The 13,460-nt window shown below is 61.5% G+C and carries 8 protein-coding genes; 2 read left to right on the forward strand and 6 right to left on the reverse strand.

The genetic code is table 11. The features are described from left to right. Positions 1-43: 43 nt before the first annotated feature. The gene (locus tag QZ329_RS00155; protein WP_295747062.1) at positions 44-1,366 is read right to left on the reverse strand and encodes an S-layer homology domain-containing protein; all 1,323 of its coding nucleotides are present in this window, start codon (positions 1,364-1,366) and stop codon (positions 44-46) included. Next, a complete protein-coding gene (locus QZ329_RS00160; protein WP_295747064.1) occupies positions 1,363-6,252 on the reverse strand; it encodes a M60 family metallopeptidase in 4,890 nt (1,629 codons plus the stop codon). The genes QZ329_RS00155 and QZ329_RS00160 overlap by 4 nt, the downstream gene beginning before the upstream one ends. A gap of 250 nt (positions 6,253-6,502) precedes the next feature. On the opposite strand from QZ329_RS00160, the gene QZ329_RS00165 reads away from it, so the two are divergent. Beyond that, the gene (locus QZ329_RS00165; protein WP_295747066.1) at positions 6,503-8,191 is read left to right on the forward strand and encodes a glutamine--tRNA ligase/YqeY domain fusion protein; all 1,689 of its coding nucleotides are present in this window, start codon (positions 6,503-6,505) and stop codon (positions 8,189-8,191) included. Between the two features lie 41 nt (positions 8,192-8,232). On the opposite strand, the gene QZ329_RS00170 is transcribed toward QZ329_RS00165, so the two are convergent. The 4 genes from QZ329_RS00170 to mgtE all read right to left on the reverse strand — a co-directional run bounded on the left by QZ329_RS00170 (position 8,233) and on the right by mgtE (position 11,870). Further along, entirely contained in the window at positions 8,233-8,799 is a 567-nt protein-coding gene (locus QZ329_RS00170) for a hypothetical protein (protein ID WP_295747068.1), read from the reverse strand. After that, positions 8,799-9,275, reverse strand: coding sequence for a sigma-70 family RNA polymerase sigma factor (locus QZ329_RS00175; RefSeq protein ID WP_295747070.1), 477 nt, complete (start codon positions 9,273-9,275; stop codon positions 8,799-8,801). The genes QZ329_RS00170 and QZ329_RS00175 overlap by 1 nt, the downstream gene beginning before the upstream one ends. A gap of 68 nt (positions 9,276-9,343) precedes the next feature. Next, the gene (locus QZ329_RS00180) at positions 9,344-9,994 is read right to left on the reverse strand and encodes a hypothetical protein (RefSeq protein ID WP_295747072.1); all 651 of its coding nucleotides are present in this window, start codon (positions 9,992-9,994) and stop codon (positions 9,344-9,346) included. Between the two features lie 493 nt (positions 9,995-10,487). After that, on the reverse strand, positions 10,488-11,870 hold the full coding sequence (gene mgtE / locus QZ329_RS00185) for a magnesium transporter (RefSeq protein ID WP_295747074.1): 1,383 nt from the start codon (positions 11,868-11,870) through the stop codon (positions 10,488-10,490). Positions 11,871-12,115: 245 nt separating this feature from the next. On the opposite strand from mgtE, the gene QZ329_RS00190 reads away from it, so the two are divergent. Continuing rightward, positions 12,116-13,426: an alpha-amylase family glycosyl hydrolase gene (locus QZ329_RS00190; protein ID WP_295747076.1), complete on the forward strand. Its 1,311-nt coding sequence runs from the start codon at positions 12,116-12,118 to the stop codon at positions 13,424-13,426. Positions 13,427-13,460: the final 34 nt, after the last annotated feature.

The raw sequence follows: 13,460 nt of genomic DNA on the forward strand, positions 1-13,460 counted from the left end.
CCTTCAGGGTCCGCCGGGTTTCTCTGTTTCAGCCTCGAGGGGCTTAAAGTACGTTCTGCGCAAAGCGGCTGAGTATCACCGCCACCTGCGCCCGGGTGGCGTTCCCGGCAGGGGAAAGCGTGTTCGCCGTGACGCCGTTGATCAGCCCCGCCGCGTTGGCCCAGCGGAGGGGTTCCACGGCATAGGAGGCAATCTGCCCCGCATCGGCAAAGGCGCTCAAATCCGCCCGGGCAGAGCCGGCCCGGTTCTTGTACACCGCATAGCGGTAGAGGAACGCCGCCATCTGCTCTCTGGTAATCGGATTTCCGGGACGGAAGGTCCCGTCGCCGTAGCCATTGACAATGCCGTTGGCCGAAGCCCAGGAGACGGCGGAGGCGTAATAGGCTCCGGAACCCACATCGCTGAACTGGGAAAGTCCCGCAGCGGGCGAGCCCTCCAGCCGGTAGAGAATGGCCACGATCATGCCCCGTGTGGTGGGGGCGTTGGGGGTAAACGTGGTAGCGGAGGTGCCGTTCATCAGCCCCTTCTCAAAAACATAGCGCACCGCATCGTAGCACCAGTCCCCAGGAACCACGTCCTGGAAGGCCATCGAAACGGTCTCAGGAGCCTTTTCCGGAACAAAGGAGGCCGAGATCACCACCTCCCCGGCGGGCATGGAGAACGTGTAGCGGTTCTCGCCGGCCTGCTTCAGCAGAATTTCCCGCCCCTGCTGGTCCTTGACCACAAGGGACTCCAGCACGTATCCGGCATCCGGAGAGACCGTCAGCGTCACTGTATCCTTTTCCTTCGCCTTGGCGGGCCGGACGCTGACGGAGCCGTGCTCCGAAGAGGCGGCCTGGACCGTATAGGTCTTCTCCGCCGCCGCCGGCTTATTCACAATGCCGGAGGAGCCTCCGCCTCCCGACGAGGCTCCTCCCGTGTCCCGGATTCTGGTCAGGGGCACTTGTTTGGCTCCGCCGCCGATGGGCTCCAGGTTCCAATCCAGCAAAAGCAGCTCCGCCTGGCCAGGCATGCCAAAGCTGCCCTCCGCCGTCAGCGTCCCCAAGCCCAGCGATCCGCCGGACAAAAGCTGCTCATCCGCCACCATGTAGATGGTTACGGCGGTTGTGCCCTGACCCGGTTCCACATGGCAGTCCGGGCTGTAGACGCCTTCTCCCGCCGGGGAAAAGCGGACATCGCCGCAATTCCCCTCCAGCACCAGCTCCAGCTGGACGGCGTAAATTCGCTCGTCCATCCCCTCCAATGTGAGGTGGACGCCTCCGCCGCTCTCCCGATAGGAGAGGGACGGATTCGCATTCCCGGCCGCCGAAACCGGCAGGCCGCAGAACAGGCACAGGGCCAGAAGGCCAGTCAGTAAACGCTTCATTCGCCTTCCTCCAATTTGATTTCCGGCAGATCGGTTCCGCCGGGAGTGTTGATCCAAAGGGTCTCCGCCGTCACCCGCTGGCTGTCCGCAGAGTCGGGCAGGTCCGTCCGGGAGAGTACCGCCCGCATCTGCGCCGGCAGAAGGTTTTCGGCGCCGCAGCTGCTGACCTCCCCTTGGAGCTCCGCCTCCCGCTGGACGTCGGGGATGAAGAGGAAGAGGCCGTCACTGATGTCGCTGACCTCGCCGTCCTCCGGAATCTCGGCAAAGAGTATGGCTCTGCCGTCCAGCCAGCGTGTCTCCTCGTCAACGCGCACTTCGTCGTCGCCGTCGAGGATGGTCTGGACGAACCGGCCCTCAATCTTCACCGTCTGATAGGTGGGGTCCCCCCGGTAGGTTCCGGCGACAATCAGCGTCCCGGCGGAAATCACCTGGCTGGAACTGGTACCATACTGATAATCCTCCGCCAGCACGCCCACGGCTGCCTGCTCCAGGAAAGCCACGTCGTCGCCGGCATAGCTGACCAGCTGAATGTCGCTCTCCGGCACATTGTCGGGAATGCCGGTGATGGTGACGGTCTGGGCGTCATAGGTCCAGATGCGGGTATCCGATACCGGCGCGCCGGGCTTTTGGAAGTATGTGAGATAGCTGTCCAGGTCGTCCACCGCCTGATTCCCCTCGGAGAAGTCTCCGGAGCGGGCCAGCGTCGTGCTGTCCCCGCTGGTGACGGTAACGGTGAAGCCGCCGGAGGAGGGCCGCTCCGCTCCGCTGAGCTTCAGGCCGGAAACCGGGGTCTCCTCCGTCAGCTGGAAGACAACGGTATCCCCCTCCCGGGTCACGGTGTAGGAGTCTGCGGAAACGGTCTTGTCATAGGCAATCCGCACTTCCTCCGCCGTATCCTCGCCGAAGCAATAGCCCAGACTGTCGTAAGCCCGGACGCTGTAGGTATAAGTCCGGTGGTTGGCGGAGCCGATGATATCCGTGAAGCTCCCTCCGCTGGTAAAGCCGATGGGCACGCCGTTCCGGAGAACCTCATAGCCCTGGAGATTCCCCTGGCTGAGACTGGAGGATATCTCCAGCTCCACCTGGCTGTCCCCGGACTTCACCGCGGTGACGGAGACGCTCCCCTGTCCCTGGGGGACATTGTTCAGGCGGTCCCGTCGGCTGGCGTCATTCAGGTACCAGACCGCGCGGCTCTCGGTTCCATAGCTCCGCAGAGCCGACTTCGTGCTGTCGCTGAGGACCATGCCCCAGCGGGTGAAGAACTCCGTCAAATCCCGGTCCGCCACTGCGGAGGCAGTCCGGGCCACCCTGTCCTGATAGCCGGTCTCGCCGCCGAAATATGTCCCGGATTTCCACGCCTTGAAGAAACGGTTATAGAAGCCCATGGGGTCGGCCCCGTCGTCATAGGCCAGATGGAGCTGCCAGTAAAGACCCAGCTGGACGAAGACGTCGTTGGAGTCTCCCGGGTAGCCCTGGGCGGTCTTGTTGAAGATACCCGCGTACTTATTGCTCTTTTCCAAACGGGACGCCAGGGTGTTCTCGTTCCCGTCATAGGTCTGGACCATCAGGGAATAGAGGTTGTTGGTAATCTCGGCCTTGCCCAGCTTATCCATATTGTGGCCGATCTCGTGGGCAATGCCCCAGCCGAAAAGCCGGTTGGCCGTGTCGCCGCTTCCCATGGCGCTGATCGGCTTGCCGCAGACCATGCCCGCGCAGGAACCATAGCCGATGCCCACGTGGTTCCCCGCCGCGTACATGAACGCGCCGGTGAACATCTGCATGCAGCGGATATTCTGCCGGGTCTGCATGTCGTTCCACTCATAGGTGCGGTCAATGCCCTGAGTGGTCTTGCAGATGTGCATCAGGTCCTCCCAGGCCAAAACGGACTGATAAATCGTCTCAATCCGCTCCGCCTGGCTCTGGCCCGCGCCGTTCAGCACCGCCGCGGCGGGCAGGGACAACAGCATGGTGGGCGTGGAGATTTCCGTGACGTTGAAGCAGTCTGTCGCGGCGCTTCCGGTCAGTCCGGCGGCGTAGGTCTCCAGCTCCTCCACATAACGGGCCAGCTCCTCCCGCCGGGCGCTGTCGCTCATGGCGTACCAATCCGCCAGCTCCAGCACCGGAATATCCGCCGCCCGGCGGACGTGGAGGCGGATGCCCTCCGGATTGGCGCCGCTGTAGGTCAGATACAGGCTGCCGCCTCTGGGGGTGTTCTGGCTGCCGATCTGGGGAATAGTCAGCACATTCCGCCCGTTCCGCAGCGCGCCGATTTCCATCTTCCAGGCGGAAGCCTCGGCGTTATACTGGCTGGCGTACACGGTAAGCCGCTCCCCCTCCGGAATGCCGGAGGCGTAAATGGTGATCTCCTGCTTCGCGCTGGCGGCGGCGCCCAGAGGCTGGAGGTCGCTGCCTCCCTGGCCGTAGGTCTGGCCGTCAGGACCGCCGCTGCGGGAGTCCACGCCGTTGATCACCGCGCCGCTGCTCTGTCCGCGGAGAAGCTCCTCCGCCAGGTCCAGCTCGTCGGCCAGGGTATTCAGGTTCAGATAGTAATTCCGCTCGTCGCTGTTCAGGCGCTGGCGCAGGGCGTCGATGTCCGTCTGGGAAACGCCGGGTCTCAAAGATGTGCGCAGCTCATCGGCGAACAGGTCCGCGATGTTGTCCGGCAGGCAGCGGGCAGGATCGTATTCCATGAACATCAGCTCCGACAGGCTCACCGCCGTATAGGCCACCTGCTCGATGGTAATGCCGATCTGCACCACGTCCGTCACCGGCTCGAAGGGAAGCACGGCAAATTTTGTCGCGCCGGGATTGTTCCCCACGCTCAGCCAGGTGTGCTGGTCGTTGGCAAGACCTCCCTGAAGGGGATCCGGGGCCACCAGGGTGCCGGGGCCGCTGAGATCGTCCCCCTCCTGCCAGACGGTGACGGTATAAACCCGCAGATTGTTCCGGTATCCCCCGTCCAGACGGGGTACCCAGATGACGCTGCTGAGGTCCACGGGCTGGGCAAAGGAGGCCAGCACCTGCTTATTCCGGCTGAAATTGCCGTCACCCCAGGACTGAGAGGTCCAATGGGTGCGGAAGTCTCCGTCAGCCATGTAGGAGGGCTGGAAGGGCTCGTCCACAGGATAGGATGTGGAGGACACGTTGCCGCTGTCCCGCAGCCAGACCCGCTGGATATCCGTTCCCTCCAGCACACCCTCCGTGGGAATTCCCTCGGGGCGGCTGTAGTCCACCGCCTTCGGCGTGCCCGTGTAGACGCGGGAGGGACCGCTGACGCCGATCTCATTCCCCGCCGTAATGTAAATGGAATAGAGGAGGTCGTTGGTCAGGCCGGTAATCGTGGTGCTGGTGCCGCTGAGGCGGCCGCCCCACTGCCCATAGGCGGAATCGCCCTCCGCTTTGTACCAGACCTCATAGAACGTGGCGTTCTCGCTGGCCTTCCAGGAGACCTGGAGCGCGCTGTCCAGCGCGCCCACGTTTACCATGTCCGGCGGGCTGGGAACTTTGGCGGGCTGAGGCGTGGCCTCCACGGGTTCACAGGTAACTCCCTCCCAGGAGCCGTCCACCGGCGTAACCGTGAAGAGGTAAGTTTTCAGATTCTCCAGCCCCGTGATCTCCGCCCGGGGCACGTCCACCCGGAGGGACCTCCGGTCGCCGCCGTCTTTGAGCCAATAATCCACCCGGTAGCCGGAGACGTTGGACAGCTCGCTCCAGCGGAGGCTGACCCGCTCGCTGCCGGCGGCGGCGGTGAGATTCCGAACCTGGTTGTTGGCGGGAACGGGATTTTCGGGAACAATATCCCGGATGAACTGAATGGACTCCACCGTCGTGTACTCCCCGCCCGCGGTGCGGGTCACGGTGACGGTGATCTCCTTCACGGCCACCCGGCGTCCCAGGGAGATGACGATCACGCTGCGGCCCTCCTCCGGGCCAATGGCGTAGAACCCTTCCGGCAGCGAGAGATCGAAGGGGAAATTCTCCACCTCGCCGTCCTCATACTCCACGGCCACCGTACCCGTCTGCATCGCCTCGGGTCCCTCCGGGGAGATAATTCGAATTTCCGACATCTCCGAGGGACGGGACAGCGGCACCGTGAATTCCAGCGGCCCTCCCCCGGACTCCAGGGTCACGGTCTCGCCGTCGTTCCGGAACAGGCTCTCCAAATCGCCGGAAACCAGATTGGAAGAACCCTCCAGGCGGACAGCGTCCACCGGGGGAGCCAGATAATTCGTCTCCAAAACCTCGGACCGGCCCACAGAGCCCAGGTTCCTGGAAATGTAAGCCAGGTCATAAATGTCAATCACGCCGTCGCCGCTGAGGTCATAGCGCTCCAGGTCCTCTCCGGCGTCGGAGGCCAGAGCCTGGGACAGGTTCTCCCGGTCCTGAGCGCTGACTTGGCCGTCCCCGTTCACGTCGCCCAGGGTGAAGGCGGCGTCCGACGTGCCCAGAATCACATGCTGGGAACACTCCTCCAGAGACAGCTCCTGCCGGAAGGCCGTGTAGCCTCTTCCGGTAAATTCCAGCGTGTAGTCCCCCTGGGGAAGATCGCTGACGTTCAAGTCCAGATAGCCGGGCCAGCTGCCGCCGCCCAGGGCTCCCCCGTCCTTGTTCCGAAGAGCCACCGACGCCGGATATTCGCCAAGCCGGGCCTGTCCGTCCTCCTCCGTCATGGAAAGGGTTCCCAGGGAACGGCCGCCCTGGAAGAGCTCTGCCCGGACCTCCCGATTCTGAAGCTCCTCCAGGTTTTGGGGCCAGTCTACCCGCAAGGTGGCGGAAATGCTTCCGGTCTCCGTGCCGGTCCGCTCCGCCGCCTCTGCCCCCGGAAGAGCGGGCAGCAGCAGAGCCCCGGCCAGCAGCAGGGATAGGATTCGTTGTTTGATACGCATTGCGGCATCCTCTCTTTTCCGTGTCTGGGGCGGGAAAGCCGCCGCCCCAAAAACTGCATTGGTGGATAGATTATAGCAAATCCCCCTCCGCTTGGCAAGATGAGATTTTCCCCATTTGCCGCCCCTTTCCGCAGCTGCCGGGGTACGGAAAAAGCGGCGGCTCCGGCCAATCAAAATCCCCCTTGCAATCCCCTTGCCGGTCCTGTATAATAAGTTGTCATTTTATTTTGTATTGGGAGGATTCTCGCTTATGGCGGACGAAATCAAAACGCCGGAATTGGAAAGCCGGAACTTTATCCACGCATTTATTGAGGAGGACGTCGCCCCCGGCGGGCAGTTCGCCGGACTGACAGTCCACACCCGGTTTCCCCCGGAGCCCAACGGCTACCTGCATATCGGTCACTGCAAGGCGCTGACCATCGACTTCGGCACCGCCGAAAAATACGGCGGTCTCTGCAACCTCCGCATGGACGACACCAACCCCACCAAGGAGGACGAGGAGTTCGTGGAGGCCATCAAGGAGGACATCCACTGGCTGGGCTTCGACTGGGGGGACCGCTTCTTTTACGGCTCCGACTATTTTGAGGAGGACTACCGCCAGGCGGAGGGCCTCATCAAAAAGGGGCTGGCCTACGTCTGCCAACTGACCCTGGAGGAGTTCAAGGAATACCGGGGCGGCGTGGGCGTCCCCGCCCGGAGCCCCTACCGGGACCGCCCCATGGAGGAGAGTCTGGACCTGTTCCGCCGGATGCGGGCGGGGGAATTCCCCGACGGGGCCATGACCCTTCGGGCCAAGATTGACCTTGCCAGCGGCAATTTCAACATGCGGGACCCGGTGCTCTACCGGATCAACCACCTGCCCCACCACCGCCACGGAACCAAGTGGTGCATCTACCCCATGTACGACTTCGCCCACCCCATTCAGGACGCCCTGGAGGGCATCACCCACTCCCTCTGCTCCCTGGAATTTGAGGCCCACCGGCCCCTGTACAACTGGGTCGTGGAGCACTGCGACCTGCCCGCCAAGCCCCGGCAGATCGAGTTCGCCCGCCTGGGAATCGACCACACGGTCATGAGCAAGCGCAAGCTCCGCCGTTTGGTGGAGGAGGGCCGCGTCTCCGGCTGGGACGACCCCCGGATGCCCACCCTCTGCGGCCTGCGCCGCCGGGGCTACACTCCCCAGTCTATCCGGAATTTCTGCGAGCGCATCGGCGTGGCCAAGTCCGCCAACGTGGTGGAGTACGGCTTTTTGGAGCACTGCCTCCGGGAGGACCTGAACGCCGTGGCGGAGCGGGTCATGGCGGTGCTGCGGCCCGTGAAGCTCACCATCATCAACTACCCCGAGGGGAAGACGGAGACCGTCACCGTGGAAAACAACCCCGTAGACCCCGCCGCCGGAACCCGGGAGGTCCCCTTCTCCCGCAACCTGTGGGTGGAGGCGGAGGACTTCCTGGAGACTCCCGTACCCAAGTACAAACGGCTCTATCCCGGTGGACCGGAGTGTCGCCTCAAGGGGGCCTATCTCATCCGCTGCACCGGCTGCATCAAGGACGAGGCGGGGAACGTGACGGAAATCCTCTGCGAATACGACCCGGAGAGCCGGGGCGGCGACCCTGCCGACGGGCGGAAGGTCAAGGGGGCTACCATCCACTGGGTGGACGCCGCCACCGCCGCGGACGCGGAGGTCCGGCTGTATGACAACCTCTTCTCCGACGAGAACCCCGACGCTGCCGACAAGGATTTCATCGAGTGTCTGAACCCCAATTCCCTGGAAGTCCTCACCGGCTGCAAGGTGGAGGCCTCCCTGGCGGCAGCCCAGGCTCCGGCGAATTTCCAGTTCCTGCGCCAGGGCTACTTCTGCCTGGACAGCAAGGACAGTGCCCCAGGACACCTGGTGTTTAACCGGAGTGTCAGCTTGAAAGACAGCTTTAAGAAGTAAAACAGAACCGCCGGAGGGCAATCCCTCCGGCGGTTTTTTGTTTAATCCGTGACGGTGGTGACAACGCTGGTGTAGGTTTCCGCAGCGGCGGAGCTTTCCGTAGAGACGTTATACTCCGTATCCCCGTCCCGGGAGGACAGCTGAACCTCGCAGTCTTCCAGGGTGCCGGTGACGGTCACGTCCACATCCGTGCCCTCGGCGGTTTTCACCGTTCCGGTGTAAACGCCGCTTTTCGCAATTTCGTCCGTGATATCAAACTCCGCACCGTCCACGGTCAAAATCAGCACTCCATCCTGGAGCTCCGCGTCCGCAAAGACGCCGGTGACTTCTACCCGCTCCCCCGCGTCGTTTTCCAGCACAATGCGAGAATCATCCTGGAAGATAATCCGCATATTCTCGAACAGCGCGCCGTCCGTGGCGGCGTTGGCGCTGACCGCCAGGGCCAGGGTAAGCACGGCGGCCATGGCCACCGCCCGCAGGGCTTTCCAGGGTCTCCGCATGGTCTTTTTCTCGTTCATCTCGTTCATTTTCACAAGGACCTCCTTCTTCGCCTCGTCGGAGGCCCGGAGCCGGGAAAAGGTCTCACAGTACAATCTTTCATCCATCATCAGGCTTCCGCCTCCTTCAGTTTGGTTTTCAGCTGTCCCCTGGCCCGCATGAGCCAGGTCTGTACGGTGGACGCCCTGGCCCCCAGCAGCTCCCCGGTCTCCTTGACGGAGTATCCCTCGTAGTAGTAGAGGTATACCGCCGCCCGGTACTTGGGAGGCAGGGCCATCACCTGCCGGAACAGCTCCGTCTGGGCGGGCTGGTCAAAGACTGCGGCCTCCTCCGCCTCTTCCAGGGGATCGGTCCGCCGCCGCCAGGGGGAGCGGAGGAGCTTTTTGCACTCGTTGGCCGCCACGCGAAGCAGCCAGTGCTTTTCATGGTCCGCCGACTCGAAGTCCTTTGCCTCCGTATAAAGCTTCAGCAAAGACTCCTGCATCACATCCTCGGCATCCGCCCGGTTTTTCAGATAGCTGTATGCCAGCCGGAACACCATGTCGCCGTAAAGCTCCACGGCCTCCCGGAACCGCTGGTCCGTCAATGCGCCTCACCTTCTTTGGTCTGGTTTGGAAGGGCCCTTCTGTAGGGAATATCCCTCAGAGATGGATTCTATCTCATTTTCCTGAAAATTTCCTCAAAAAAACCGGGGGACCCCGACTGTGACTGAAAAGAAGATCCCTTATTCATTATCATCCGTTCCTCATAGAAATACCGCATCGTCGTACACTTCTTGGGGCAATGTGAGCACGCGCTTGGAATATATACCGAACGGGCAATTGTCTCATCATAACCGGTTATAACTCCTGCCTTCTCCGCAGTCGCTGGATACCAGAATTCATAATCGCCGCCGCATACAACCGGAATGTTGTTTCCGGCAAGCACCTGCGCCACATCGCTTACATTGTCATATCCATTATCCGCTACGATCGTCATGTGATCTGCGTCGAGTATCTCTGAGGCTTTTTCTGCCATAGGCGACATCAGATTTTTGTCCTGTACCTGATTGCAGACCGCAGACTCCACCACCATTTTATTCTTGCCGTCCACAGCGGTCTGGACATTTAGACACACCGGCATACCGTCCTTCGTCTTCATCAGCCGGCTGTCCGGATCGGTCAGCGACACCTGCGTTTCTTCTCCCCAGGTAATACGTTCAAGATACCCTTCCAATTCTGTCCTGCGTTCCACAGGAGACACAATGGCAGCCTCTATTGTTCTGGCCTGGTCTTCTGATTCCATTTCTTTATCAATTCGTTCCAATTCCTCCAAATACGCGGCTATCTTTTCCTCTGCCCTGCAAATGCAATCCTGAATTTTTCCTTTCGTATAATTCCCGTCCCTGCCGTTCCGCGCTTTGATACCATAATAACGACCTTTTCATAGCGTTTTGACACAATCTTGCCCCAACCCCCTTGAACGCACAAAAGTTTTGTGCGGCCGCGCGTCCCTGGCGGACGCTTTTTCTTTTTTGGGACAGCCAAATTTGAAGGAAAGCAATCTCTTTCAATTCTCATTTTGATGAGATTGCAGCGCTGGGCAAAGAGAACCATTCTTTCACGCGTCCATATTGCGCTTTTTGCAATAAAAAGCAACTATTTTGCTCCCAAAAACGCAAAATAAGCGAAGAATGGATCAAAGTCCACCCTCCGCTTATTTTTCGCGCCGGCAGATGGCGCTCGTAATTTTTCAGATTACTGTTTTATAGACACATCTCTAAGGGACCGGACGGCGTTTCGCGGCGCTGCCCCTCCGCTCACAGCCCCAGGATCGCCGAGGCAAAGCGGAAGTAGATCAAAAGGGACAGCGCATCCACAATGGTGGTGATAAACGGCGAGGCCATCACCGCCGGGTCAAAGCCGATGCGCTTGGCCAGCAGCGGCAAGGAGCATCCCACCAGCTTGGCGCAGAGCACCGTCCCCACCAGCGTGGCGCAGACCACCAGGGCCACCTGGGGCGTCACCGTGGGGTTTTGCAGAAGCCAGCGGTCCACCAGCATCATCTTCACAAAGTTGGCGGCCGCCAGGCACAGCCCGCAGCAGACGGAAACCCAGAACTCCTTCCACAGCACCTGAAAGAGGTCGCTGAACCGGACCTCCCCCAGAGAGAGGGCCCGGATGACGGCGGTGGAGGCCTGAGTGCCGCTGTTGCCGCCAGTACCGGAGAGCATAGGGATAAACGAGGTCAGAATGGCGCAGGCCATCAGAGATTTTTCAAAGTGGGTCAGGATGATGCCGGTGAAGGTGGCGGAGAGCATCAGCAGCATCAGCCAGGGCGTCCTGGCCTTCCAGGTCTCGAAAATGCCGGTTTTCAGATAGGGCTTGTCACCGGGGAGCATGGCGGCCATCTTCTCGATGTCCTCCGTGACCTCCTCCTGGAGGACATCGATGGCGTCGTCCACCGTGACGATGCCCACCAGCCGGTTCTCCTTGTCCACCACAGGCAGGGCCAGGAAGTCGTACTTACTCAGCGACCGGGCCACGACCTCCTGATCGTCCAGAGTCTGAACGGCGATGAGGTTGCGCTCCATGATGTCACCAATCACGTCGTCCTCCTCCGCCAGGAGCAGTGTGCGGATGGTCAAAAGACCGATGAGGTGCCGCCGGTCGTCGATGACATAGCAGATGTTGATGGTCTCCTTGTCCGGTCCCGTCCGGCGAATGCGCTTCAGCGCGTCCTCCACCGTCATGTTGGCCTTCAAGTCCACGAACTCCGTGGTCATGATACTGCCGGCGGAGTCCTCGGGGTACTTCAAAATCTCGTTGATGCTCTTGCGCATCTCCGGGTCGCAGTGGCGCAGAATGCGCTTGACCACCCCCGCCGGCATCTCCTCCACGATGTCCACGGTGTCGTCCAGGTACAGCTCATCCAGCACCTCTTTCAGCTCCGTGTTGGAAAAGCTGTGAATCAGCAGCTCCTGGTCGTCGCTGTCCAGCTCCACGAAGACCTCCGCCGCCAGCTCCTTGGGCAGCAGCCGGAAGACCACTGGAACCTTTTCGTCCAAATCCGTGCAGAGGGCGGCGATGTCCGCCGCCTCCATGGGCAGCAGCAGGTCCCGCAGCTCCGCGTAGCGTTTTCGGCGGTACAACTCCTCCATTTCTTCCAGCAGCTCTGCCCGGTCATTTCGCGCCTCAAACATGCACGGGACCCCCTTTCCATGAAGAAATAGCCGGAAAAACCCCAAAAAATAGGCTTCTCTCACTTCTACCATCCTATTCCTATTTTTCGCCCCTGTCAAGGGCGGGGCGGGGGAAAGTCCCCGGCAGAGAATTTTCCTCGACCTTTTCCCCGAAGTGTGTTATAATAAAAATCTGTACAACACCTTTGTGTCCAGTGCCGGGAAATCCGGCGAATCCCCCTCCGCCAAGAAAGGACGGTTTGATTATGTGGGCTGACAAAAGCGTATTCTACCAGATTTATCCCCTGGGCTTCTGCGGGGCTCCCAGAGAGAACGACGGCGTCCCCGTGAGCCGCATCGGCAAAATTGCGGACTGGGCTCCCCATATCCGGAAAGTGGGGGCCGGGGCGGTCTACCTCTCCCCCATCTTCGAGAGCGACCGCCACGGCTACGACACCCGGGACTACCGGAAGGTAGACTGCCGCCTGGGGACCAACGAGGACTTCGCCGCCGTGGTGAACGCCCTCCACGGCCACGGCATCCGGGTGGTGCTGGACGGCGTGTTCAACCATGTGGGCCGGGGCTTCTGGGCCTTTCAGGACGTGCGGGAGCGGAAGTGGGACTCCCCCTACAAGGATTGGTTCCACATTCACTTTGACGGCAACTCCAACTATGACGACGGCTTCTGGTACGAGGGCTGGGAGGGGCACTTCGAGCTGGTGAAGCTGAACCTCCAAAATCCCGCCGTCGTGGACTACCTCCTGGACTGCGTGAAGTTCTGGGTGGACGCGTTCGATATCGACGGTCTCCGGCTGGACGTGGCCTACTGCCTGGAACCGGACTTCCTCCACCGCCTCCGGCAGTTCACTGAGGGGCTGAAGCCGGAGTTCTTCCTGGTGGGCGAAACCCTCCACGGGGACTATAACCGCTGGGTAGGAGACGGTCTGCTCCACTCCTGCACGAACTATGAGTGCTATAAGGGTTTGTACTCCAGCCTGAACTCCATGAACCTCTTCGAGATCGTCCATAGCCTGAAGCGCCAGTTCGGTCCGGAGCCGTGGACCCTCTACAAGGGCAAGCGCCTCCTCTGCTTTGTGGACAACCACGACGTCACCCGGGCCGCCAGCATCCTGACAAATCCCCGGCACCTGCCCCTGATTTACGGTCTCCTCTTCGGCATGCCCGGCATCCCCTGCCTGTACTACGGCAGCGAGTGGGGGGCCCTGGGGGAGAAGTCACAAGGGGACGACGCCCTCCGCCCCGCTTTCGACGCGCCGGAGTGGACGGACCTGACGGACCAGATCGCCGCCATGGCGAAGGCCCACGCGGAGAGCGAGGCCCTGTGCTACGGCGATTTCCAAGACATCGTCCTCACCAACCACCAGACCATCTTCCAGCGCCGGACGGACTCCGAGCGGGTGCTGGTGGCGGTCAACGCCTCCGACGCGCCCTACACCGCCCACTTTGACGCGGGCTGCGGCCAGGCGGTGGATCTCATCACCGGAAAGCTCCACGACTTTGGCGGCGGCAGCGAGCTGCCCCCCTACAGCGTGGCCTTCTGGAAGTGCGAGCGGTAAACGCCGCCCTCCGATTCCGGCGGCACGCATTCAA

The sequence above is a fragment of the uncultured Oscillibacter sp. genome, assembly GCF_910579365.1.
Taxonomy (GTDB): Bacteria; Bacillota; Clostridia; order Oscillospirales; family Oscillospiraceae; genus Oscillibacter.

What these genes read in the sequence shown, in the direction of transcription:
- QZ329_RS00155 (WP_295747062.1), bottom strand. Translation starts at nt 1,366, where the DNA reads ATGAAGCGTTTACTGACTGGCCTTCTGGCCCTGTGCCTGTTCTGCGGC.
- QZ329_RS00165 (WP_295747066.1), top strand. Translation starts at nt 6,503, where the DNA reads ATGGCGGACGAAATCAAAACGCCGGAATTGGAAAGCCGGAACTTTATC.
- QZ329_RS00190 (WP_295747076.1), top strand. Translation starts at nt 12,116, where the DNA reads ATGTGGGCTGACAAAAGCGTATTCTACCAGATTTATCCCCTGGGCTTC.
- QZ329_RS00160 (WP_295747064.1), bottom strand. Translation starts at nt 6,252, where the DNA reads ATGCGTATCAAACAACGAATCCTATCCCTGCTGCTGGCCGGGGCTCTG.
- QZ329_RS00170 (WP_295747068.1), bottom strand. Translation starts at nt 8,799, where the DNA reads ATGATGGATGAAAGATTGTACTGTGAGACCTTTTCCCGGCTCCGGGCC.
- mgtE (WP_295747074.1), bottom strand. Translation starts at nt 11,870, where the DNA reads ATGTTTGAGGCGCGAAATGACCGGGCAGAGCTGCTGGAAGAAATGGAG.